This window comes from Geothrix sp. PMB-07 (genome assembly GCF_030758935.1).
Lineage (GTDB): Bacteria > Acidobacteriota > Holophagae > Holophagales > Holophagaceae > Geothrix.
The window spans coordinates 4143774-4166410 of the sequence record NZ_CP132333.1; the positions used below are offsets into that span (position 1 = coordinate 4143774).

The 22637-nt window shown below is 64.2% G+C and carries 18 protein-coding genes and 1 tRNA gene; 3 read left to right on the forward strand and 16 right to left on the reverse strand.

The features are described 5' to 3' along the window. Positions 1-58: 58 nt before the first annotated feature. The 11 genes from Q9293_RS18155 to Q9293_RS18205 form a co-directional block, all read right to left on the reverse strand. Positions 59-2113: a (Fe-S)-binding protein gene (locus tag Q9293_RS18155; RefSeq protein ID WP_306248952.1), complete on the reverse strand. Its 2055-nt coding sequence runs from the start codon at positions 2111-2113 to the stop codon at positions 59-61. 24 nt (positions 2114-2137) lie between these two features. Continuing rightward, positions 2138-3952, reverse strand: a complete 1815-nt coding sequence (locus Q9293_RS18160) for an acyl-CoA dehydrogenase (protein WP_306248954.1) — start codon at positions 3950-3952, stop codon at positions 2138-2140. Between the two features lie 87 nt (positions 3953-4039). Then, entirely contained in the window at positions 4040-5395 is a 1356-nt protein-coding gene (locus tag Q9293_RS18165; protein WP_306248955.1) for an aldehyde dehydrogenase family protein, read from the reverse strand. A 32-nt stretch (positions 5396-5427) separates the two neighbouring features. Beyond that, positions 5428-6543 carry a 4-hydroxybutyrate dehydrogenase gene (locus Q9293_RS18170; protein WP_306248957.1) on the reverse strand — a complete coding sequence of 372 codons (1116 nt, stop codon included), beginning with the start codon at positions 6541-6543 and terminating at the stop codon, positions 5428-5430. A gap of 1 nt (position 6544) precedes the next feature. Then, entirely contained in the window at positions 6545-7858 is a 1314-nt protein-coding gene (locus Q9293_RS18175; protein WP_306248959.1) for an acetyl-CoA hydrolase/transferase family protein, read from the reverse strand. An 87-nt stretch (positions 7859-7945) separates the two neighbouring features. Beyond that, positions 7946-9397: a 4-hydroxyphenylacetate 3-hydroxylase family protein gene (locus tag Q9293_RS18180; protein WP_306248961.1), complete on the reverse strand. Its 1452-nt coding sequence runs from the start codon at positions 9395-9397 to the stop codon at positions 7946-7948. Positions 9398-10170: 773 nt separating this feature from the next. Beyond that, positions 10171-11550, reverse strand: coding sequence for a M20/M25/M40 family metallo-hydrolase (locus Q9293_RS18185; RefSeq protein ID WP_306248963.1), 1380 nt, complete (start codon positions 11548-11550; stop codon positions 10171-10173). Then, complete coding sequence (locus Q9293_RS18190; RefSeq protein ID WP_306248964.1) at positions 11547-12062, reverse strand: hypothetical protein; 516 nt, start codon at positions 12060-12062, stop codon at positions 11547-11549. Before Q9293_RS18190 ends, Q9293_RS18185 begins: the two co-directional genes overlap by 4 nt. A gap of 650 nt (positions 12063-12712) precedes the next feature. Then, positions 12713-12789, reverse strand: a tRNA-Pro gene (locus Q9293_RS18195). Positions 12790-12806: 17 nt separating this feature from the next. Further along, a complete protein-coding gene (locus tag Q9293_RS18200) occupies positions 12807-13958 on the reverse strand; it encodes a hypothetical protein (protein WP_306248966.1) in 1152 nt (383 codons plus the stop codon). A gap of 16 nt (positions 13959-13974) precedes the next feature. Further along, positions 13975-14385: a hypothetical protein gene (locus Q9293_RS18205; RefSeq protein WP_306248968.1), complete on the reverse strand. Its 411-nt coding sequence runs from the start codon at positions 14383-14385 to the stop codon at positions 13975-13977. 77 nt (positions 14386-14462) lie between these two features. On the opposite strand from Q9293_RS18205, the gene meaB reads away from it, so the two are divergent. From meaB to Q9293_RS18220, 3 genes are all read left to right on the forward strand, one after another. Further along, positions 14463-15401 (forward strand): methylmalonyl Co-A mutase-associated GTPase MeaB, encoded by a 939-nt coding sequence (gene meaB / locus Q9293_RS18210; RefSeq protein ID WP_306248970.1) that lies wholly within the window; start codon positions 14463-14465, stop codon positions 15399-15401. A 30-nt stretch (positions 15402-15431) separates the two neighbouring features. Next, entirely contained in the window at positions 15432-16607 is a 1176-nt protein-coding gene (locus tag Q9293_RS18215) for a hypothetical protein (protein WP_306248972.1), read from the forward strand. 69 nt (positions 16608-16676) lie between these two features. Next, a complete protein-coding gene (locus tag Q9293_RS18220; RefSeq protein ID WP_306248974.1) occupies positions 16677-17861 on the forward strand; it encodes a methyl-accepting chemotaxis protein in 1185 nt (394 codons plus the stop codon). A 222-nt stretch (positions 17862-18083) separates the two neighbouring features. Here Q9293_RS18220 and Q9293_RS18225 read toward each other — a convergent pair whose 3' ends face one another. From Q9293_RS18225 to Q9293_RS18245, 5 genes are all read right to left on the reverse strand, one after another. Continuing rightward, positions 18084-18287: a hypothetical protein gene (locus Q9293_RS18225; RefSeq protein WP_306248976.1), complete on the reverse strand. Its 204-nt coding sequence runs from the start codon at positions 18285-18287 to the stop codon at positions 18084-18086. A 281-nt stretch (positions 18288-18568) separates the two neighbouring features. Further along, the gene (locus tag Q9293_RS18230; RefSeq protein WP_306248978.1) at positions 18569-19033 is read right to left on the reverse strand and encodes a transposase; all 465 of its coding nucleotides are present in this window, start codon (positions 19031-19033) and stop codon (positions 18569-18571) included. A gap of 415 nt (positions 19034-19448) precedes the next feature. Then, the gene (locus Q9293_RS18235) at positions 19449-20678 is read right to left on the reverse strand and encodes an aminotransferase class V-fold PLP-dependent enzyme (RefSeq protein ID WP_306248980.1); all 1230 of its coding nucleotides are present in this window, start codon (positions 20676-20678) and stop codon (positions 19449-19451) included. After that, a complete protein-coding gene (locus Q9293_RS18240) occupies positions 20675-22018 on the reverse strand; it encodes a (Fe-S)-binding protein (protein WP_306248981.1) in 1344 nt (447 codons plus the stop codon). The genes Q9293_RS18235 and Q9293_RS18240 overlap by 4 nt, the downstream gene beginning before the upstream one ends. Next, the gene (locus Q9293_RS18245; protein WP_306248982.1) at positions 22008-22634 is read right to left on the reverse strand and encodes a hypothetical protein; all 627 of its coding nucleotides are present in this window, start codon (positions 22632-22634) and stop codon (positions 22008-22010) included. Before Q9293_RS18245 ends, Q9293_RS18240 begins: the two co-directional genes overlap by 11 nt. Positions 22635-22637: the final 3 nt, after the last annotated feature.

A 22637-nucleotide genomic window follows, 5' to 3' on the forward strand; every position in this document is an offset into this window, starting at 1 on the left:
GGGTTCCGGGGGGGACATCGCGAGCGACTGCGAGCAGGCGGTCCCGCCCCGGATCATGTCAATGCTGCAACTGCCCGTCGACCAACTCACACAGGTCGATGGCTTCCATCTGGCCTTCGAGACCCGCCACCTTGATGGCGTCCTCCATGTTAGTAAGGCAGAAGGGGCAGGCGGTGATGATCACATTGGCCCCGGCTTCCTTGGCCATGTTGACGCGAAGCACACCCATGCGCTGCTCTTCCTCGGGCTCATAGAAGAGGCCCAGGCCGCCACCGCCGCAGCAGAAGGAGCGGTCTTTGCACGCGCCGGTCATCTCCACCCGCTTGAGGCCAGGGATGGCGTCGATGGCCACGCGGGGCGCGTCATACATGTTGTTGTGGCGGCCCAGGTAGCAGGGGTCGTGGTAGGTGTAAGTCTTGGAGGGATCGGCCAGGGGGCTGAACTTGAGCTTGCCCTTCTCGACGCCCGCGGCGATGACTTCACTGACGTGCTCGACCGGCGGCAGGCCCGCGTAGTCGTTCTTCAGGGCGTTGTAGGCGTGGGGATCGCTGGTCACGATGCGCTTGGCGCCGGTCTCCAGGATGGCCTCGGTGTTCTGCTCCTTCAGGCTCTGGAAGAGCATCTCCTCTCCGTAGCGCCGTACTTCGTGGCCGCTGTCCTTCTCCTCCTTGCCCAGGGCCAGGAAGTCCACATCGGCCTTGGTGAGGATGCGGGCGGTGGCCTGCGCGATCTTCTGCATGCGGTCGTCATAGGACGTCATGCTGTCCACGAAGTAGAGGGTCTCGGCCTCGTCGCCCTTCTCGGCCAGCTTCACCTCGAAGCCTTCGCCCACACCGGCGGCCCAGTCGGCCCGCTTCTTCTCCAGCTTGCCCCAGGGGTTGCCCCGCTTTTCCAGGGCGCTGAGGGGCTTCTGCAGGGACTGGGGCACCATGCCCTCATCCACCATGCCGCGTCGCAGATCCACGATCTTGTCGATGTACTCGATGCCGATGGGGCATTCCTCTTCGCAGGCGCCGCAGGTGGTGCAGGACCAGATCTCGTCTTCGCTGTAGATGCCGCCGATCAGAGGCTCCGCTTCCGTCTTGTCCGCGCCGAAGATGGGGTAGCGCTGGTAGAGGTGGTCGCGGCCCTTGATGCTGATGAAGCGGGGCGACAGGGGGCGCTTCACCCGGTTGGCGGGGCAGTTGTCTGAGCAGCGACCGCAATCGGCGCAGCTGTAGAAGTCCAGCTGGTGCTTCCAGGTGAAGTCTTCGATGGTCTTCACGCCGAAGGACTTCAGCTCATCGAGGCCCTTGTCATCCACGCCGTACTTCACGGGCTTCACGTTCCCCGGCTTCAGGCGCATGAAGTAGACGTTGAAGAGCGAGGTGATCACATGGAAGTGCTTGCCCATGGGCAGCAGGCACAGGAAGTAGAAAAATGTCAGGTCATGGATGGCATAGCTGGCCACATTGATTCGCGCCAGCACCGGCGTGGACAGCCCGGTGAAGAGATGCTGGAAGCCCCAGGCCAAGGTGTAGGGTGTGGCGTTTCCGTGGGTGCCCACGGCCAGAAGGCTGCCCTCGAAGGCACTTTCGGACAGGAGCAGGGTGCCGATGAGGCCCAGCACCAGGATGGCTTCGCCGGTGTGATCCTTGCCGAGTTCCTTGGGCACCGCGTAGCGGGCCGGACGGACGATGCCGCGCCGGTAGGCCAGCACCACCACGGAGAGGAAGACGGCCGTGGCGGCGTAGTCCTTGGCCACGTTGTAGGCCGCCCCCAGGGACCCGCCGAAGCCCGGCAGGGTGAAGTGCTCCATGAAGCCCAGGAAGATCAGCTGGAAAGAGCGCAGGCCCAGCACCAGGAAACCGAGGAACAGCACGATGTGCAGCACGCCCGCCAGCATGTAGCGCGGGTGGCGCCACTGGGCCAGCCAGACCTTGAGCACGAGGATCGTACGCTCGCCGATGTTGTCGAAGCGGGAATCCGGCGCAGCCTTCAGAAGGGGCGCCATGCGGCGGACCATCATCCAGGCGAAACAGGCCACACCGACCAGGGGGATCAGCAGGAACAGCAGGCGGGCAGGAACCCCCGCCAGCGAGGCTGTGGCGGGGGAAAAGGGCAGGGCGTGCATGGCGAACTCCGTGGAACCGGGAACTTACTTGCCGCCGAAGGCGTCTTCGGAGATGTCATTGGCAACGCTGCTGGCTCCCAGCACTGTCTCCATGTGGCCCAGGGTCACGGGCAGCATGTTCCGGCTGAAGAAGTCGGCGCTCATGATCTGGCCTTCGTAGAAGGCGGCGTCCTTCTCCTTGGCACCGGCCTTGAGGGCGGCGGCGGCCACATTGGCGCGCCAGAGGAGCATCCAGCCCATGACCATGTCGCCCACCGCTTCCAGGAAGCTGAAGGCATGGGCCGAGCCCGTCATGGGATCGGACTGCATGGTGGCGGTCATGTGGGCGGCGGTGGCTTCCAGGCGGGCGATGGCCGGAGCCACCCGTGCCGCGATGGGGGCCACGCGCTCGAGGCCCTGGGCGGTGTTGAGGACATCCTTCATCTGGGCGAAGAGATCCTGGATGGCCTGGCCGTTGTTCTGGCTGAGCTTCCGGCCGATGAGATCCAGAGCCTGAATGCCGTTGGTGCCTTCGTAGATGGCGGTGATGCGCACGTCCCGGAGCAGCTGCTCGACAGGGAACTCGCGGCAGTAGCCGTAGCCTCCGTAGACCTGCACACCCAGGCTGCAGACCTGGAAGGCACGATCCGTCACGTAGCCCTTGGCGACGGGGATCAGCAGATCGACCATGGCCTGGGTGCGAGCCTTCTCATCGGCGTTGGTCGCGATGTGGATGCGGTCCATGCAGTGGGAGATGAAGTAGCCCAGGCTGCGCATGCCTTCCACGTAGCTCTTCATGACCATGAGCATGCGGCGCACATCGGGGTGCTGGATGATGGCCACCGAGGGGGCACTCTTGTCGGCACCCTTCAGCAGGTGGCGGCTCTGCACGCGGGTGCGGGCATAGTTCACGGCGTAGAGGTAGGAGGCGCTGGCGCAGGCCAGGCCCTCGGCGCCGACCATGAGGCGGGCCTCATTCATCATCATGAACATGCCGCGCATGCCCTTGTTGGGCTCGCCCAGCAGGGTGCCGATGCACTGGCCCTTGCTGCCCAGGGACAGGGAGCAGGTGGCGTTGCCGTGGATGCCCATCTTCTCTTCAATGCCGGTGCAGACGACATCGTTGAATTCGCCGAGGCTGCCGTCATCGTTCACCCGGTACTTGGGCACCAGGAACATGGAGATGCCAGCGGTGCCCGCGGGCGCGCCTTCGATGCGGGCCAGCACCGGGTGGATGATGTTCTCCACCAGGTCGTGCTCGCCTGCGGAAATGAAGATCTTGTTCCCCGTGATGGAATAGGTGCCATCGGGGTTCAGCGTGGCCGTGGCGGTGAGCGCGCCCACGTCGGAACCGGCGTCGGCCTCGGTGAGCAGCATGGTGCCGCCCCATTCGCCGCTGTAGATCTTCTTGAGGTAGAGGTCCTTCTGCTTCTGGGTGCCCAGCTTCTCCACCAGCTTGCCAGCGCCGTGGGTAAGGCCAGCGGTCAGCATGAAGGCGAAGTTGGCGGCCATGAGGTAATCCGTGGCGGCGCTGGCGACGGTGTGGGGCATGCCCTGGCCACCCCATTCCGGATCGTCGCTCATGGCCAGCCACTCGCCCTCGGTCAGCGCCTTCCAGGCCTTGTGGAAGGACTGGGGCATGGTGACGGCGCCATTGGCGAAGTGGGCCCCGATGCGATCCCCATCCACCTGGGTGGGCAGAATTTCCTTCACGGCCAGATTCCTGGCTTCATTGACGATGAGATCGACGGCCTTGCGGTTGAAATCGGCGAAGTGCTTGTTCTTCGCGAGTTCATCCACCTTGAACTGCTCGTAGAGGACAAAGTCGATGTCGCGGCGGTCAGCAAGAATCTGGGCCATGGGGGCCTCCAAGGGTTCAAAGGCGCAGGATGAGGCAGGCTCTGGCGTCCTGCGCCGGATGGGGATCGTGGGTTGGTCGCCTGCCGTCTAGGCGAAAGCGGGCTCTGCCATGGCCGCCGCCGCCTTCTTCTTGGTGGTGGAGGCGATGCGGGTGACGTTGAGCAGGTGCTTGTAGGTGAAGTTCTCGGAGATGGAGTTGCCGCCCCAGCTGCCGCAGCCCAGGGTGTTGGTGAAGGCCAGGCCGCCCTCGACGGAACCGCCGGCGGTGGTGGCGCATGGGGCGTTCACGATCACGCGCGAGACCGGGATCATGCTGCCGGCCATGGCGATGTGCTCCTGGTTGTTGGAGTGAATGCCAGCGGTGTGGCCGCTGCCTTCCAGCAGGAGGTTCGTGGTGGCGATGTGGATGGCCTCCTCGAAGGTCTTGTAGGAGAAGGCAGCCAGCACGGGGCACATCTTTTCTTTGCAGATGATGTCGGCGGTGCCGATGCCCTTGGCTTCCAGCACCAGCACCTTCGTGCCCTGGGGCACGGTGATGCCGGCCTTGGCGGCGATGAAGTTGACGGACTGGCCGACCGTCTCGCGGGCCAGGGCGCCGTTCTCGAAGATGGCGTCGACCACCTGCTGCCGCTCGGAATCAGGCACGAGGTAGGCGCCCTGCTCCACGAAGGCCTTCATCACTTCGGCGCGGTCGTCTTCGTGGTAGATGAAGGACTGCTCGCCCGAGCAGATGATGCCGTTGTCGAACTTCCGGCCCGTGATGACCTTGCCCGCGGCTTCCATGAAGTTGATGTTGCGGTCGAGGATCACCTGCACGTTGCCGGCGCCGACGCCGAAGGAGGGCTTGCCGGAGGAGTAGGCCGCCTTCACCATGGCCATGCCACCCGTGGCGACCACCACGTCGCAGGACTTCATGAGTTCCTGGGTCTTCTCGACGGAGGGATCCTTCACGACCTGGATGAGGCCCTCGGGAATCTTGAAGGGCTCCAGGGCCTTGCAGATCATCTCGACGGTGAGGCCGGAGCACTTCTCGGCCTTCGGGTGGGGCGCGATGATGATGGCGTTCTTGGTCTTGAGGGCGAACATGATCTTGGACATGGGGGTGACCACGGGGTTGGTCATGGGCGTGATGCCCGCCACCACGCCGATGGCCTTGCCGATCTCGATGAGGTCGGTCTTCTCGTCCACCCGCAGAATGCCCATGGACTTCTTGCCCTTCAGGTCGTGCCAGACGCCCTTGGACTTCCCGTGGCACTTGGCGATCTTGTCTTCCAGCACGCCCATGCCCGTCTCTTCCACGGCCAGCTTGGACAGCTCGTAGGCGTTGTCGTGCACCGTCTTGGCAACGGTCTTCACGATCTCATCCACCTCATCCTGGTTGAAGTTCTTCTCGAAGTAGCTCTGTGCCTTGCGAGCCTTGGCGACCATGCTCTTGATGTCCATGAACTCATCCTCTCTTTGGAATTGGGGGTGGGTTAGAAAAGGGATTGGTAGATGTCGCGGATCTCGTCCCGAGACAGTGCGACGTAGTTGTTGGCCAGCAACCGCGTCTGCTTCTGCATGACGGTGTCGGCGAAGGATTCGATCTCCGCAGGCTTCATGCCGTAGGAGCTGAGCTTGTTCTTGGAGAGCAGCTTGCCGAAGACCTCGTCCAGCTGCTCATACACGCGGGAGGCATCCACCTTGAGGATGGCAGCCAGCAGGGTGTTCAGTTCCTGGATGCGGCCCACGGGCTGCTTCTCCTGGTAGCGCTTGAACACGGCCGTAAAGAACTGGTAGTTGGCCTCGCCATGGGGCACATGGTAGGTGCCACCCAGCGGATAGGACAGCGCGTGGACCGCGCCCACACCCGTGTTGCCGAAGGCGATGCCCGCAAAGTTGCTGGCGATGAGCATGTCCTCCAGCCGCTCGTACCGATACTCGGGGCCCTGCTCGATGATCCGGCCAAACACATCCAGAATCAGTTCGATGGCCGCCTTGCAGTAGAGCTTCGTGTAGGGATTCGACTTCGGGGAGACGTAGGATTCCACCGCGTGGATGAAGGCATCGATGGCGCTGTAGACGTAGAACTTGAAGGGCAGGCCCTTGAGCAGCTCAGGGATGATCACGGCTTCGTCAGCCAGGATCGCGTCATCGGCCAGGCCCATCTTGGTGTGCTTGGAGGTGATCTCGGCGATGGAGAGGTTGGTGACTTCACTGCCCGTACCGCAGGTGGTGGGCACGATGACCAGCTGCTTGGCCTTCACGATGGGGATGCTGCGCTCAAACGCCTGCACCACATCCTCCAGGCCATCCAGCACGAAGAGCTTGGCGATGTCGATGACCGTGCCACCGCCAATGGCGATCACGCGGTCGTACACCTGGCCTTTCACGTCGCCCAGGATGCTGTTCATCATCACATCGGAGGGCTCGCCCGCGCCGTAGTGCTCCTGCATGACGAAGTGGCAGCGGAGGTCCAGCGCCTTCATGAAGGGGGCATGGAGGAACTCATGGGTGATGACGAGATCCCGCTCCGAGAGCTTGAATTCCTGGGCGAAGGCCGCGAAGGTATCGAAGCGGCTCAGGCGGGTTTTGAGAGAGAAAAGCTGCATGTCAAACTCCGGCGGGCGCGGCAGCGGGGGCGAAGCGGCGGTGGAACTCCTCCATCAGGCTTTCCCGGAAGTCGGGATGCGCGATGGCGATGAGGTTCAGCGCCCGCTGGCGCAGGGTGAGGCCCTTGAGGGGGGCGATGCCGTACTCAGTGACGATGTAATCCACATCGTTGCGGGAGGTCGATACCGCCGCGCCATGGGCCAGGAAGGGCACGATGCGCGAGACCTTGCCGCCCGCCGCGGTGGCGGGGGTGGCGATGATGGACTTGCCGCCTTCCGCCATGCTGACGCCGCGCACGAAATCCACCTGGCCGCCGACGCCGCTGAACTGCTTGAGGCCGATGGATTCCGAGGCCACCTGGCCCATGAGATCCACCTCGATGCAGGAGTTGATGGAGACCATCTTGTGGTTCTGCATCACCACGCAGGGGTGGTTCACGTGGTTGACGGGGTACATCTTCACGAGGGGGTTGTTGTTCACGAAATCGTAGAGGCGCTGGCTGCCCATGAGGAAGGTGGCGACCAGCTCGCCCTGGTGCAGGCTCTTCTGGCGGCCATTCACCACACCCAGTTCCACCAGGTCGATGAGGCCATCGGAGAACATCTCGGAATGGATGCCCAGATCCTTCTTGTCCTTGAGGAACATGAGCACGGCGTCGGGGATGGCGCCGATGCCCAGCTGCAGGGTGGAGCCATCCTCCACCAGGGACGCGACGTACTCGCCCAGCTTCTTTTCCGTCTCGCCGATCTTCGGCAGAGGCAGCTCGAGGATGGGAACGGAGGTTTCCACGATGTGGGTGAGCTTGGAGACGTGGATGAGGTTGTCGCCACCGATGTAGGGCATGCGGTCGTTGGCTTCGGCGATGACGACCTTGGCCAGCTCGGCGGCGGGTTTGGTGTAGTCGCAGGACACGCCGAAGCTGCAGAAGCCGTTCTCATCGGGGCGGCTCACCTGGATGAGGGCCACGTCCACGGGCAGCTGCTTCTGGAAGAGCTTGGGGAACTCGTGGAAGAAGCAGGGGGTGTAGTCGCCCCGGCCCTCTTCCACGGCCTTGCGGTTGTTGGCGCCCACGAAGATGCCGTTGAAGCGGAAGTGCTCCTCCATCCCTTCACCGAGGTAGCCGCCGTCCCCCAGGCAGAGCATGTGGACCATCTCCACGCCCTGGTAGCGCTCCTTCTGGGCCACCATGGCCTTGAGGAGTTGCTGGGGGGCGCCGGCGGCGTGGCCCACCACCACCCGCTGGCCGCTCTGGATGGCCCGCACGGCCTCTTCGGCGCTGGTGAGCTTGCTCTGGTAGATGCTCTGCCAATCCATGACTTCTCCTCCCGCCCCCGGATGGGGCAGCCTGCTTGCCGTGCTGTGGGGGTGCCCCCGCTTGTCTGGTGAACCGGGCGCCCCGGCCTACTTCTGCTCCTTCAACTTCGCAATCTTCTTGGCCAGCGCCTTCTTGAGCTCAAGGTTCGACTGGCGGGCGATCATGATGCGCTGGGCCTGCGGGGAACCCGCGCCGTGCATGGATTCGGTGCGGTAGCCCACGGCCGCGGTGCCCAACGTGATGTTCTCGATGAGCCGCAGCACGCGCAGGCGGTTCTCAGTGCTCACGCTGGCGACGCCCTTCAGATACTTCTTCACGTAGGGGCCCAGCTTGGCGTCGCGGCAATCGGCCTCGGAAGGCATGGTCACCATGAGGCCGCCGGCGATGTCTTCGGCCAGGCGGGCGATCTCATAGGGGAAGCGGGTGACGTTCTGCTTGCAGACGTTGGCCAGCAGGTTGTCGATCTGGTAGTTGCCGGCGGCGGTCTTGCAGCCCTCGGCGGAGCAGGCGATGCCGCAGGCGTAGAGGGTCTCATTGAGATGGGTCATCTCGATGAGCTTGTCCTTGATGTGGGTGGCCTTCGCCGCGCCGTTGTAGTCCGCGGCCAGGGCAGCGGCCCCGATGAGCACATCGCCCACGCCGGTCTTGCAGCCGCCGTAGGACTGGCGGTGGTAGCCCGCGAAGCGCTCCACCATCATCCCGGCGAACTCCCACTCCTTGCACATGAACACGCGCTCCCAGGGCACGAACACGTCCTCGAAGATCACGAGGGCTTCGTGGCCGCCGAATTCGGAATTGCCCAGGTCGATGTCGGCGCCTTCTTCCAGCTTGCGGGTATCGCAGGACTGGCGGCCATAGATCATGAACACGCCTTCAGCATCCGAGGGCACGGCGAAGGACACGGCGTAGTCCTTGTCCTCCTCCTTCATGGCCTGGGTGGGCATGATGAGGTGCTCATGGGAGTTCACGGCGCCGGTCTGGTGGGCCTTGGCGCCGCGCACCACGATGCCGTCCTTGCGCTCCTCCACGATGTGGAGATACATGTCCGGGTCTTCCTGCTTGCTGGGGGAAAGGGAACGGTCGCCCTTGGGGTCGGTCATGGCACCGTCCACCACCAGGTCATTCTCCTGCACGAACTTCATGTACTCCGTGAAGCGCTTGTGGTACTCGGTGCCGCACTTCGCGTCCATCTCGAAGGTGGTCGAGTAGATGGCGTTGAAGGCATCCATGCCCACGCAGCGCTGGAAGCAGGAGGCAGTCTTCTGGCCCAGCAGGCGCTGCATCTTCACCTTCTTCACCAGGTCTTCGGTGTTCTGGTGCAGGTGGCAGAAGCGGTTCACCTTCTTGCCCGTCAGGTTCGACGTGGCCGTCATCAGGTCCTTGTACTCCTCCTGCTCGGCCAGCTCATAGGTCATGGCGACGGAGTTCAGGGAGGGGCGGATCATCGGGTGGTCGACCGGATTCTCGACCAGCTTACCGAACAGGTAGACCTTCAGGTTCAGCTTGCGGAGGCTAGCGATGTATTGGTCTTTGTTCATGTCAGCACCGTTGAAAAGGGCCGGATTTTTCAATGAAGGGCAATGCAGACCTCTCCTCACCGGGGGTCTATCCCTCCCGGCTTGCTCTTCATGCTTCTTCAACCCGGCGTTGATGGATCGAGAAGGCAAATCGGTAAATCGTTACCGATCGGTCAAGTAAAGATCCATCCACCGGTGCCCGTCAATGGCCTTCCGCGCCCGGGATTGAACACCACGTCTTCCGAATAGCCGTATTTTTACCATTAAAACAAAGCACCACAGCCACTTTTAAGCATTCGTATCAATTCCGCAAGTTGATTTTGAGGCGAATGGGGTTGTGTCGTAGATCACCATAGATTACCGTTACATCATCATTTTTTGACCCCAGTGTTTCCGCGTCTCGAGCTGAGGAATCTCCGTTCCCGGTACAGACGCCGGGGTCGTCTGCGCTTTCCCTTTGGATGCGCCCCTCCCCCGCATACAGGCGTGGTGGCTGAATCTGCGAAGACCACCCTGGTTTCCATTTCAATGGGGAGGATCTGAAACCCTCCCCCTTGAACGTCTCCTCCGCGCGTGAACGGGCGGGGTTCTTCAAGGCCAGGAGCTGGTGGTGCCCAGCCCTGCGCCGATGCAGCCGAGACGCGACGCTCCGCCGAAGCCCAGCCAATGCCACCTCGCGCCTCCACACGGGAAGCGGGCCGAGCCTCTGCTCGGCCCGCTCGGACCCACCGGGAGGGCGATGCCGTTCAAGGCGTTGAACAGGAAGGAGGGATGAACCCGTGAAGCCCACCGCCTCAGGAAGGATCGCGGGGTACATGCGGAAGGCGCGGCCCGTTCAGGAGGCCCCAGGCCAGGATGGCCATCACCTGGGTGGCCTGTTCGAGATCCTCTCCGCTCACGCGGTCCACTTCATCGATCCGGGTGTGCTGCACATGGGTGTCGTATTCGCGGGATTCCTGCCGCGGCGCGAAGGCTGGAATGCCCGCCCGCCGGAAGGTGTCATGGTCGCTGCCCCTCGGGCGGGCATAGACCACATCCTGGGCCCCAAGCGCTTCCGCCGGCTTCAGCGCCGCCTGCAGTGCCTCGGCCCAGGCATCCACTTCGCCATCGGCCATCGCCGAGATGCGACCGCTCCCGGAATCCATCACAAGCACGGCCTGGATCTTCTCCGTCTCCTCTGCGTGGGCCGCGAGGTAGGCTCGACTGCCCAGCAGACCCTGTTCCTCACCTGAGAACAGCACCACCCGCAGCGTGCGGCGCAGGGGCAGACCGGAAGCCTTCATGGCCCGCAGCACCTCGAGAAAGGCCACCACACCGGCGCCGTTGTCGGCGGCACCCGTGGCCAGATCCCAACTGTCCAGGTGCGCACCCAGGATCACCACCTCTTCGGGATGTTCCGTGCCGCGCAGTTCTCCGACGACATTGTGGGCCTGCACCGGTTCCATCCCGAAGCCGCCGCCCAGAAAGGCCTCTATCTCCGGCTTGGCGCCGCGGGCCAGCAGGCGCTTGAGGAGCCGCGCCTGGCCTTCGGCGATGAAGGCCGCGGCAGACGAGTACGGCAGATCGGGGCCTCCCGCCATGTCCAGCAGGCCTGACTCCTTTTCCGAGGGCACCAGCACCAGGGCTGTCCGCGCGGCACGCCAGGCGCGGCGAAGCCTGGCCCGGTAGGCCTTCATATCCTTCCGCTCCGTCTCCGTGGCTCTGGGGCGGACATCGACCAGTACCACCTTGCCCGCCAATGCCGGCGCCTGCGCCTCCAGCGTCGCCACCGTGGGGGCTTCCATCCGCACCACTGTGCCCCGCACCACACCCCTGGTGCCCTCGGTCCATCCCCACTGGGCGATGTCCAGGGGCCGGTCCAACTTCTGTGCGCCCAAGCGGCTCAGCCGCGCCCAGGCCTTCCCCCGGTGCCACGGCCTGCCCAGCACGTAGGCTTCCGCGTGGACGTTCTCGGCGCCGGACGCACGCAGGGTGTCCATGGCCCAGGCCTCGGCCCTCTCCAGGTTGGCCGAACCGGTCAAACGGGGGCCGATCCCATCACAGAGGGCCTCGAGGTTTGGCATGAGGCGGGAATTCGTTTTGATTTCCCGCACCAGCAGATCCGGCGGGGCTCCCTGCGCTCCAAGTCCCAAGGCCAGGAGGCCCGCCAGCAAGAAACCCGCGGGGCGCCTCATCGGGACTTCGGATAGAGGCCCGCCACAAACGCGGGGAAGGTTCCGGCTTTCAGCTGCGCCAGGGCCTCGTCGAAAGCCGCCGAGCGGTTCTCGGGTTTCTTGTCCCGCAGGGCCTCGTAGGCGCGCACCACGCCCTCTAGGGCGGCCTGGTGCACGGCCACACCGCGGTCCGGCGCCTTGCGGGCATCCTGCAGCCCGTGGGCCAGCATGTGGGCCACGCCGCTCAGCATGTACTTCGGGATTGCGACTCGGCGCAGATCCCCCTTGGCCTCCTTCTCCATCCAGCGCGCGGGCGCCTCGGGGCCGAAGGTCACATCCGGCACGTCGTCCAGCCACTTGGTGAACCAGCGCCCCTCGGGTGTGAGCAGCTTGAGGGGATCCTGGTCGGTCTCGGCAGCGAGGCGCTGGACCCGCGCCCGCTCCTCGGGCGTGGAGGGGCCACGCTCGGCGCGGAGGGGAACGATGGCGAGGCAGACAAGTGCCGCGGGAACGATGCAGGTGGGCGAGGTCATGGTGACTCCTTGAGGCAGGGCAGAGCCGACCGCGTCGACAGCGGCGGGCAGTGAATGGGAAGAGGGCATCCCCGGATGGTGCGGGGTCCTTGGGGCCGCGTCCTGCACGTCAGGAACTCGGATCACCCATGGAAGAAAGGACGCAGGCGTCCTATGAAGGTTCGCTGATTCTTTGCCGAAACGGGCGGGGGGCTTCGAACAAGTCCGGCCTCGCCGTCCCCGGTTTCACTCCCGGCCGTGCCCCGCACGGCCTCCGCGATCCCACTCGGAGGTTCGAACACACCTTCGATGAGCGTCACAAAAAAACCCTCCGGAGAGGGTTCTTTCATCGTATTGGTCGGGGCGAGAGGATTCGAACAAGTCCGGCTTCGCCGTCCCCGGTTTCGCTCCCAGCCGTGCCCCGCACGGCCTCCGCGATCCCACTCGGAGGTTCGAACACACCTTCGATGAGCGCCACAAAAAAACCCTCAGGAGAGGGTTCTTTCATCGTATTGGTCGGGGCGAGAGGATTCGAACAAGTCCGGCTTCGCCGTCCCCGGTTTCGCTCCCGGCCGTGCCCCGCACGGCCTCCGCGATCCCACTCGGAGGTTCGAACACACCTTCGATGAGCGCCACAAAAAAACCCTCCGGAGAGGGTTCTTTCATCGTATTGGTCGGGGCGAGAGGATTCGAACCTCCGACCCTCTGCTCCCAAAGCAGATGCGCTACCAGGCTGCGCCACGCCCCGAAGGGGACAGTGTATCGCTACTTGGCGCCGATGGCGACGCTGCGGAGGTTGAGGCCGGCGCGCTGGAGGTCGAAGATCTTGGCGGCCAGGCCCACGAGGAGCTGGGTTTCCATCTCTTCACGGCCGCGCTTGGTGGCGCCCGCGGGGGGGATGGCGGTGATGTCGGCGGCGGTGCGGGTCTTGGACCAGTTCAGGTCCATGGCAAAGGAGACCTTCTTGTCCTGGCTGGCCAGTTCGCCGGCCACGTTCGACATGCGCCCCTCGCTGCCGTAGCCCACCCGCAGCCAGCCCGGGCCCTCGAAGCCGCGGCTGCTGTTGTTGATGTTCACGGACTGCAGGCGGTTGTTGGCGGCATAGCTGAAATCCATGCGGGTGTGGACACCCTGCTCGTCGTTGCGGAAATCCAGGCGGATGGGCTGCTTGCTGGTCTTGTCCACGGAGACCTCCAGCCTGCCACGCTTCCAGAAGCCCAGGCTCTGGGCCAGGCTCTGCTCGCGCTTCTTGGCGTCCCAGCCCTGGGTGGGTGCGGTGAACACGAGGCGCTGCACGGTGCGTCCATCGACATTCTCCTCCCCGGCCAGGGTGGCCTGGAAGGTGGGCCCATCCACATAGACGGCCTTGATGTCATTCAGCGTCTGGCGGAACCAGGTCATGTAGGTGAGGGGCGCATCCGAAGCGGCAGGGTCCACCCGCGTGGTGTAGGCGTTCTGCTCCTTGCTGTAGATGAAGCCTCGGTTGCCGCGCCGGGTGTAGAGGATGGTGCCGAAATCGCCGGCCAGATCGGTCTTGAAGTCGCCATTGGCAAAGTAGGTGCCCTTCACGCGCAGGTTGGCCGAACCACCCTGGCTGTTGCCCTTCACCTGGCCCTGGCTCAGGCTGTCCACCTTCTGGTTGATGGCGGCGCCGCTGAGGGCGATTCCAAGCGTGCCCTGCATGTCCACGGAGGAGATGCCCTGGTAGGGCTGGCCGAACCAGGCGGCGTCAATGGCATCCAGGGTTTCCCGCAGCCCCTTGCGGGCCGCTTCGGCCTCGGGGGCGGGCTTCGCGGTGGCTTTGGTCGCGGATTTGGAGGCAGCGGGCTTGGCCGGGTTTGCCTTGGCCGACTTGGCGGGCGTCTGGGCGGGAAGCAGGGCGGCGATGAGCAGAAAGGGCAGGGCGGTGGAGCGCATGGAAAACCTCGTCGGGTTATCGATGAGAGTGTTTGGGGGCTGGTTTTGGTTCCGGCCGCTCTTTGGCGAAGCAGGCTCGGCACAGAGCCTTGCTGGGGTCATCCGGGATGAAGGGCAGGTATTCCTGGGCACCGCAGGAGGCGCAGGTGATGTGGGTCAGGATACGGGCGGCTTCCTTCCCTCCTTTGCGCTTGTAGACGAAGGAACGGCGGTAGCAATCCGGGCAGAGGTAGAACTTCTGGCCGGTCTCGACCTTGAAGTGCATGCCGCAGTCGGAGCAGATCTTTTCCCGGGGGGCCTTGGGATCCGGCGGCGCCACAGGCGCCCGCTTGGTCAGCAGCACAGGCGTGGGCTTCGCGGCCTGCTCGGGAACGGCGTCCCCGGTGAGAGGACCGCTCGCTGAGGTGGATCCTTTTTTCATTGTCATGATTCCCTTGGGGCCAGAGCCGAAAGACCAGGGTACCCCATCCCGCCAGAGGCCGTGAAGTCTGGCATCCTGGGCCCATGCCTTTGACTGTCGACCTTCTGGAGCCTCTGCGTCGCGGCGAGCACCGCGCCCTGGGCCGCGCCATCTCCTGGATGGAGAATGGCCATGCCGGGGCCAGGAATCTCATGGCCCAGGTCTGGCCCCATCTGGGCCGGGCCATGGTGATCGGCATCACCGGTTCCCCGGGGGCGGGCAAAAGCACGCTCACCGACCAGCTGGCCCGGGCCCTGCGCGCCGAAGGCCAGAAGGTCGGCATCCTGGCCGTAGATCCCACGTCACCCTTCAGCGGTGGCGCCATTCTGGGCGACCGCATCCGCATGCAGCGCATCGCGGCGGACCCTGGCATCTTCATCCGCAGCATGGCCACCCGCGGTGCCCTGGGCGGCCTGGCCCGGGCCACGCAGGATGCCATCGATCTGTTGGACGCGGCGGGCTTCGATACGGTGATCGTGGAAACCGTGGGCGTGGGCCAGGATGAAGTCGACGTGGTCAGCTGCGTCCAGACCTGCTGCGTGGTGCTGGTGCCGGGCATGGGCGACGAAATCCAGGCCATCAAGGCCGGCATCATGGAAGTGGCCGACCTCTTCATCATCAACAAGGCGGACCGGGAAGGCGCGGATCAGGTGGAGCGCGAACTGGAGGCCATGAAATCCCTGGCCATGCCCGAGGGCTGGGACCCACCTGTGTTGCGCACCGTGGCCCAGGTAGGCACGGGCGTCGCCGAGCTGCTGGCTCAGATCCGTGAGCATGGCCGCTGGCTGCGAGCCCATGGCGGCCTGGCGCGTAAGGCCCGGGAGCGGGCGCGGTTGCGGTTTGAATCCCTGCTGGCCGAGGCGGCGGTGCGCCGAGCCAAGGCCCATGTGAGCCCCGAACGCCTGGACAGCCTCATCCAGGGCATTGCCGACCATGCCCTGGATCCCTATACCGCCGTGGGAGGCCTGCTGGGCGAAGTTTGAGTCTGCCAACACCCATCCGATAGGGCATTCATGGCCAATCGAAGTCTCAACAAGGAAGAGCCCGAAGCAGTCCGCATGGTCTTCCAGCGGCTTTGTGAAGGCGAGGAAAGCGTTCAGCTGACCTTTGGAACCCTGAAGGGTGAGTTCAAGGTGCTGGCCGAAGCCCCCGACCGCATCATCCTGGGCATTTCGGATGTGGAGCGAGGCCAGTGGCGCCTGAAGCCCGGTGCACGGCTGGCCCTGCGCCTGGTGGATCGCGGCCTGCCCTTCGAAGCCGTGGTGGATTTCGAGGGCCACGGGAAACTTCATGGCATGGAAGCAGGCCACATCAGCATGCCCCGGATGCTCCGGGCCCTGGATGCCCATCGGCTGGCGGAGTACATCCCCGACCGGGCCATACCCTGCCCCTTCGCCGATCAGCGAAATGACGTAAAGGATGGCCTGGCCACGGCCTTTGGCGAGGATGGCCTGGAACTGATGCCCCCGGAAGGCACCCATGCCCTGAGCGACCTGCTGCGCCTGAATGCCTCCACCACCGTGGAGGTGCGCATCGCCCCAGGGGAGAGCCTGGTCCTCACAGGGAAGGTCGCCTACTTCGGGGATAAAGTTTGGGGCCTGCGACTGAGCGATTCTGCGGACCGCGAAACCGTTGGCCGCTACCGCCAGTGGCTGCTGGAAGCCCGCCATCAGCAGGCCAACCGCGACCGGGCCCGGTTCAATCCCGGTGGCCTCGAGTCTCCCAAGCTGCCCGGTCGCAAGGAAGCGGTGCTCGTGCCCACAGCCCGGCCTCGGCTATTGGTGGACCGGGATCCCCTGATCCTGGTGGTGGCCGAGGGGGAGGCCTTTTCTGCCCGGTTCGCGGAGGCCGTCGGGCGCAAGTTCGGGGTGGCCGCCCTGGATCTGGGCCCGGGCCCCCTGAAACCAGCCTTGGGAGATCTGGGCGCCGGAGCCGACAGTTGGGGTCGCACTCGTCTCATCCTCATCCACCACCGGCTCCGCTCGGGCACGGCCCTGGAGCGCTGTCGAAGGGTGGTTCAGGAGGAGGCCTGCCCTTTGCCAATTCTCATTGGCGGTACCGAAGAAGAAAGCGATCTAAAAAGAAACCGCTCCGCGGCCGCAGGCGCCGTGGATTACCTGGTGATCGAGCCATTCAAGGTGCTTTCCGTGATTCGGGCCCTCGACGAGACCCTTAAACTGTTTGGCTGAATTTAATCAGCCTGTCCAGCGGTCCGATGCAGCCATGGGGCCTATTTTGCCCCTCTGCCGGAGCCCCGCATGTCCTTGTCCCATCGTTTGAGCGTGCGCGGGAAGCTTCTCCTGATGCTGGCGCCCCCCATGGCCGGCTACGCCTTTTTCAACATCCACGACACCCTGCTCGACTATCGGGCCCTGGCGGCCCAAGGCCTTCTGGATAAGGGCGTCGACCTCGGCCACCCCCTGTGGCGCACCTTCTTCTTTGACTTCTTTGCCTCCTTCGTGGTCTGGATGGTCGCGGCCCTGGTGGTCTATCGGGTGAGCCTGTGGATCACCCGGCCTTTGAATGCCCTGGCCCAGGGCCTGAAGCAGAGCGACCTCACCTTGCAGCTGCCTGTGGAGAGCGAGGATGAGACCGGCCAGGCCGCCGCTGCCTTCAACACCTACAACGCCCGCATGCGGGAGGTCTGCAGGCACCTGACGGAATCCTCCGATTCCGTGGCCAGCGGCGCCAACCAGCTTTCTTCCTCCAGCGAACAGATGGCCACCACCAGCTCCAGCCTGGCCGGGAACTCCCTGGCCCAGCGGGAGGCCTTCGAGCGGGTGGCGGCTGCTGTCACCGAGCTGTCCGCCTCCATCGACCAAGTATCCGCCAACATCAAGCGCTCCCAGAAAGAATCCGAAGCCGCCGTGGCCGCAGTGAACCAGGGCACCCACGCAGGTGGGGAAAGCGCCCAGGCCATGGATGACATCCGCGCGGCCACCACCCGCATGGTGGCAGCGGTGCGCCTCATTCAGGACATCGCCCGGCAGACCAACCTCCTCTCCCTCAATGCCGCCATCGAAGCCGCCAAGGCCGGGGCCATGGGCAAGGGCTTCGCCGTAGTGGCGGAAGAGGTGCGCAAACTGGCGGAACGCAGCGGTGCCGCCGCCCGCGAAATCGGCGAACTCATCGAACAAAGCAACGCCTCCGTGGATCGCGGCGCCGAAATGGTGGATGCCACCGTCGCCGCCCTGGGCGCCATCGACACCAACATTCAGGGCCTTGCCGCCATGATCCTGGAAGTGGGCTCCGCCGCGGAAGAACGGGCCCGCACCAGCGCCGAGGTGGCCCAGCAGGTCGACGAAAACCTGCAGCGTGTGGCCCACAACGCCACGGCCACCGAGCAGATGGCCCGCACCGTGAGCGAAGTGGCCCAAACCGCAGGCGAACTGGCCCGCGTGGCGGCCGACCAGAATCAGCTGGTGGGGCAGTTCAAGGTCTGAGTTTTGTTACCGTTTCGCCTTCAGTCGTAAAGGATTCACCACGAGGCACGGAGGCCTCCGTACCTACTCAGTGACTCGGTGCCTCGTGGTAAATCTCTATCGCTGATGCCCACTTGTTAAACCAACCCCAAGCCGAATGCCCCATCAGAACTATCGACTTGGGGGATTATTTATAAAGCCATACAGACGAAGTCATGTAAAAAAGACGGCAACACCATAAAATCAATAGATAACGGTTACTTCACCCCAGCAATTTCCAGTCTCCGTAAAGCTTGTGTTTACACAATTAATATTGGTATCACTACCATCATAAGTAGCACCTTTATGTTTAATACCACCACCGCCACCAACAACATGATTAAGGTCCTCGTTTCCGAGATGACAAAGGGTCTCTCGTGTTAAATTTAATTTCTTGGTAAATTCCATGACTGATCTCCTTTAATTGTGATAATAGAAGGTTTGTTCAAGATTACTGAGATTCCCATGACGGTAATCTGTCAATAGTCTGCCTCAGCCCCTACGGAGTTGGTGAATGGACCACCTTATCGACCGGGGAAGCAAGTATTTTAGATTGCTATATAACCGTTCATGACTATTTTTTGCATGCACGCATCCGATAAATAACAAGGTTGGCCACCTTGCCTGAAAGTCTGACCATCTACCGTAGATAAGAAAAGGTCCACTTTGTGAATTTCCCACTGGTCCACTTACTCTCGATTCAAGGCTGCGCTTGAGTTCAGGGCGATTTCTGGATTCGATTCCTCGAACATCGTCCAGGCCTTGTTCGCCAACTGCATGACGTGGAAGCCGTCGAAGGTGAGATGGGCGTTCGGGAATTGGGCCCTCAGCCCCAGGATGAAGGCCTGGGACATGTCACAGCAAGCCTCGCTGATCCGTTCGGCGGAACCTCCTTGGGTCTCCAGGCCCTTCCTGAATGCCTCGACCGTGCTCCGGTCATTGCCCTGGGTGCCGAACAGCAGGCGCCTCCGGTCCAGGTCCATGAACAGCGACACGTGGTCCTGTCCGCGCCGGGCGGCGGTCTCGTCCGCGGCAATCGCCTTCACCCGGCTCATATCCAACCGCTGTCGGGCCTCCTCCGCGTGGTGATCGACCAACCGCAAGAGCCTCATGTCGTGCTCGCCCGCGGTGAGAGCCACCGAATTCAATGGCATCTCCCGCATCAGCGCCATGAGCAGGGCCTCGAGTAACAGTGTGAACCCCTATCCTGGCCGGGCCCACCGCACCTCCACCTGCTTCACCCCGTGCTGACCGCAGCGGCAGCGAGTCACCCGCGCTGTCGGGTAAGCCGAATGCTGGAAGAAGTCCAGGTGCCGCCAGGATTTCTCCTCGGTGTCGTGGACCTACGAAGACTCCCCGCACTCCGGGCACGGGAAAGACGCCCCTCGCGGGAAGTCGATCTGGATGTCCAACCACCGTGTCTCAGTGGTGAACACCAACTCCTTCACCTCCCAAGAAGAGGAGAAACCCAGCGCCATGGTGAAAAGAGCGTTCGCGCCCATCCCACCATGATCCCAAACCTGCCGGTCCGGTGAGTCCCTGCCCACACGATTCAGCGAGGAACCCTTGTTATTTAGCCCGCACCGCCGCCACCTGGCCCGCGCGGCGGTGCCGCCCTGCGGCGATTTCGCGCACGCCCTCGATGGCCGCCTGGATGTGCTCTTCGTGGTTGAAGACGCCGATGCCGAAGCGCACCGCGCCGTGGAGGGCGGTGGTGCCCAGGTGGTCGTGCACCATGGGGGTGCAGTGGAGGCCCGTGCGGCAGGCGATGTTGTGGTCCACGTCCAGCATGGTGCCCACGTCCGCCGCCTCCAAACCTTCCATGTTGAAGGACAGCACGCTGATGCGCTGCTTGCCGGGAACATCCTCGGCACAGTAGAGCACCACGCCGTCGATCTCACGGAGGCCGTCGCGCAGCCGGGTCCAGAGGGCCATTTCGTGGTGGTGGATGGCGTCCAGGCCCATGGCATTGACCCAGGTTACGCCCGCGTTCAGGCCCGCGATGCCCGGCAGGTTCGGCGTGCCGTACTCCATGCGGTAGGGGTATTCATCCAGGTGCTGGCGCTGGGCGCTCTTCACGCCGGTACCGCCTGCGCGGGTGCGGCGGATCTCGACGCCTTCCCGCACGTACATGCCACCGATGCCCATGGGCCCCATGAGGCTCTTGTGGCCCGTGAAGCAGATGATGTCGGCGTTCAGTTCATCCATCTTCACGGGCACCATGCCCGCGCTCTGGCTCACATCGAGGATGAAGCGGATGCCCCGTTCGCGGCAGGCGGCGCCGATGGTGGCGGCGTCCTGCACGGTGCCGATGACATTGGAGGCGTGGTTCATGACACAGGCCTTCGTGTCCGGGCGGAAGCGGCGGATCACTTCCTGGGGGTCCACGTAGCCCGTGGCGTCGAAATCCACCCAATCCACGGAGCTGCCCTCCTGCTCCAGCTTCCACAGGGGACGCAGGGTGGCGTTGTGCTCCACATGCGTGGTCACCACGTGGTCGCCGGGCTGGAGGCTGCCCCAGATGGCCAGGTTGAGCGCATCGGTGGAGTTGTAGCCAAAGACCAGGCGATTGGGATCGGTGCCGCCGAAGAAGTCGCAGAGCAGCTTGCGGGTGTCATCCACCAGGGCGCCCGCCTCCAGGCAGAGGTCGAAGCCGCTGCGGCCCGGATTGACGCCCGCCGAACGGTAGAAGCGATCCATGCCCTCGTAGACTTCCTGGGGCTTGGGGAACGACGTGGCTCCATTGTCGAGGTAGATCATCTTCACTTCGGAAGGAATGGGCAGGTGGAACAGGCTCATGAGTGCACCTCTGCAGGAGTCGGGAGGACGATGGCTGCGGCCACCAGTTCCGCCACGGTCTTGATCTGGACCTTCAGCTGGTATTCCTTGTTCAGCTCGCCGAGCTGATCGATGCAGTTGTGGCAGGGCGCGGCCACCACCTTGGCTCCGGTGGCGCGAATCTGATCCGCCTTCTTCCTGCCCGCGGCCAAACGCCGGTTCCGATAACGGCTCATGGCCAGCTGACCTCCGCCGCCACCGCAGCAGTAGTTCTCCACGCCGTGGGGCGCCATCTCCACCAGGTTGGCCACGGCGCGCCGCAACACCCGGCGCTGGGGCTCCGAGATGCCGCCGTGCCGCACCAGGTTGCAGGGATCGTGCAGCGTGACGGGTTCCTGGTTCTTCGTGGGATCCACCTGGAAGCGCCCTTCGCTCAGGTAGCCATCCATGAGTTCCAGGATGCTCACCACGGGGAAGGGGAAGTGCTGCTTCAGCCACTCGGGCCCCATCCATCGGGCGCTCTGATAGCCGTGACCGCATTCGCCGATGACCAGCACCTCGCAGTTCAGGCGCGTCATGGCATCGGTCAGGTTCTTCACGATGGCGGCGGCCTGATCATCTTCGCAGGTGAAGAGGGCGTAGTTGGTGAGATCCCAGCCCCCATCGCTGGCCAGGGTCCAGTCCTCGCCCGCGGCCCAGAAGACCTTGGCGCTGGCCTGAAGCGAGAGCGGGAAGAACTTGGCTTCGCGGGGATTCACCGTGAAGAGGCAGCGGGCCCCCTGCTTGTCGAGGGGAATGCGGGCCTCGGGATCGCCCGTGTCGGCCTGGAGCTCCTCCTCCATCCACGCCACAGTCTCGACCCATTCCTCGCGCTCGATGGCCATGTTGTTGCCATGCTGCAGGCTGTTCTCCACGTTGGCCTGCAGGTCCTCGGGCACCAGGCCCATGGCGCCCAGGGCGCGGCGCGCCGCGCGGAAGAGGGCGGGCAGGGGAATGCCGATGGTGCAGTTCATGGAGCAGCGGCCGCAGAGGGTGCAGCGGCCGAACACCGCATCCACCCAGGCCCGGGCCATGTCACGATCGAAGCGCTTCGCTCCCACCAGCCCCGGCGCCAGGCGACCCATGGTGGTGAAGTGCGCTTTGAACACCGAAGCGATGTGATCGAGCTTGCGGCCCGGCACGTTCTCGAGCTCGGGCTCTGCGCGGTGATAGTGGCAGCCTCCTGCACAAAGCCCACAGCGCACGCAGGCATTCAGGTAGCTGGCCTCGGCCTCCTTCAGGCCGGCGCGGAACACCTCCAGGCCGCGCGCATAGTCCGCGTCCGTCAGGGCCTCCAGCTTCTGTTCCAGGTCAGTGGACATGGGAATCTCCCGGTGGAAACACGCCGCGCCGCCCGAAGAAGGCCCCGAAGTGCGATCGGGCCACGAAGAAGAAGAGACAGTGCCGGATCTTGCCGAGGGGCGTGTAGACCAGCAGCAGGATGGCGCTCACCAACCAGGCCGGGCCGGGTATCAGCGCCAGGGCCACGAAGCCCGTGGCCAGCAGGTTGGACACGACGTCGTCGGGCCGGGACAATCCCCGCAGTTCCGCCTTCAGAAGGCGCTTCAACAACAGGCCCAGACCGCCCACCACACCCAGCACCAACAAGGCCCGGGCGCCCAGCCAGAGCGACCGTGGCACCCCGAACTCCGCCAGGCGGAGCGCCAGCAGCGCGAAGGCCGTGAAGATCCCCCCATGAAAGGCCAAGCCCAATCCGTATGAAGGCAGGTGCTCCCGCACGCTCTCCTTGGCGCCGGGGCTCATGGCGCCCGTGAAGGCGTAGCGGATGCCCGCGGCCGGATCGCCCGCCGCGGCGGCGAAGGGCTGGCGCGACCCGAAGGCCCGCACGCGAGCCCGCAGCAGGAGCAGGCCCGCCGCGGCCCAGACTCCCGCCGCAATGACAGCAATGCAAAGCGGGGCGGAAAGCACGCTCGGCATGGT

Excerpts from the sequence above, each read along its gene's own strand:
- Q9293_RS18175 (WP_306248959.1), bottom strand. The coding sequence starts at position 7,858 with ATGGATTGGCAGAGCATCTACCAGAGCAAGCTCACCAGCGCCGAAGAG.
- Q9293_RS18160 (WP_306248954.1), bottom strand. The coding sequence starts at position 3,952 with ATGGCCCAGATTCTTGCTGACCGCCGCGACATCGACTTTGTCCTCTAC.
- Q9293_RS18225 (WP_306248976.1), bottom strand. The coding sequence starts at position 18,287 with ATGGAATTTACCAAGAAATTAAATTTAACACGAGAGACCCTTTGTCAT.
- Q9293_RS18215 (WP_306248972.1), top strand. The coding sequence starts at position 15,432 with ATGGCCAATCGAAGTCTCAACAAGGAAGAGCCCGAAGCAGTCCGCATG.
- Q9293_RS18230 (WP_306248978.1), bottom strand. The coding sequence starts at position 19,033 with ATGCCATTGAATTCGGTGGCTCTCACCGCGGGCGAGCACGACATGAGG.
- Q9293_RS18245 (WP_306248982.1), bottom strand. The coding sequence starts at position 22,634 with ATGCCGAGCGTGCTTTCCGCCCCGCTTTGCATTGCTGTCATTGCGGCG.
- Q9293_RS18220 (WP_306248974.1), top strand. The coding sequence starts at position 16,677 with ATGTCCTTGTCCCATCGTTTGAGCGTGCGCGGGAAGCTTCTCCTGATG.
- Q9293_RS18155 (WP_306248952.1), bottom strand. The coding sequence starts at position 2,113 with ATGCACGCCCTGCCCTTTTCCCCCGCCACAGCCTCGCTGGCGGGGGTT.
- Q9293_RS18180 (WP_306248961.1), bottom strand. The coding sequence starts at position 9,397 with ATGAACAAAGACCAATACATCGCTAGCCTCCGCAAGCTGAACCTGAAG.
- Q9293_RS18205 (WP_306248968.1), bottom strand. The coding sequence starts at position 14,385 with ATGACAATGAAAAAAGGATCCACCTCAGCGAGCGGTCCTCTCACCGGG.
- meaB (WP_306248970.1), top strand. The coding sequence starts at position 14,463 with ATGCCTTTGACTGTCGACCTTCTGGAGCCTCTGCGTCGCGGCGAGCAC.
- Q9293_RS18190 (WP_306248964.1), bottom strand. The coding sequence starts at position 12,062 with ATGACCTCGCCCACCTGCATCGTTCCCGCGGCACTTGTCTGCCTCGCC.
- Q9293_RS18170 (WP_306248957.1), bottom strand. The coding sequence starts at position 6,543 with ATGCAGCTTTTCTCTCTCAAAACCCGCCTGAGCCGCTTCGATACCTTC.
- Q9293_RS18185 (WP_306248963.1), bottom strand. The coding sequence starts at position 11,550 with ATGAGGCGCCCCGCGGGTTTCTTGCTGGCGGGCCTCCTGGCCTTGGGA.
- Q9293_RS18240 (WP_306248981.1), bottom strand. The coding sequence starts at position 22,018 with ATGTCCACTGACCTGGAACAGAAGCTGGAGGCCCTGACGGACGCGGAC.
- Q9293_RS18200 (WP_306248966.1), bottom strand. The coding sequence starts at position 13,958 with ATGCGCTCCACCGCCCTGCCCTTTCTGCTCATCGCCGCCCTGCTTCCC.
- Q9293_RS18235 (WP_306248980.1), bottom strand. The coding sequence starts at position 20,678 with ATGAGCCTGTTCCACCTGCCCATTCCTTCCGAAGTGAAGATGATCTAC.
- Q9293_RS18165 (WP_306248955.1), bottom strand. The coding sequence starts at position 5,395 with ATGGACATCAAGAGCATGGTCGCCAAGGCTCGCAAGGCACAGAGCTAC.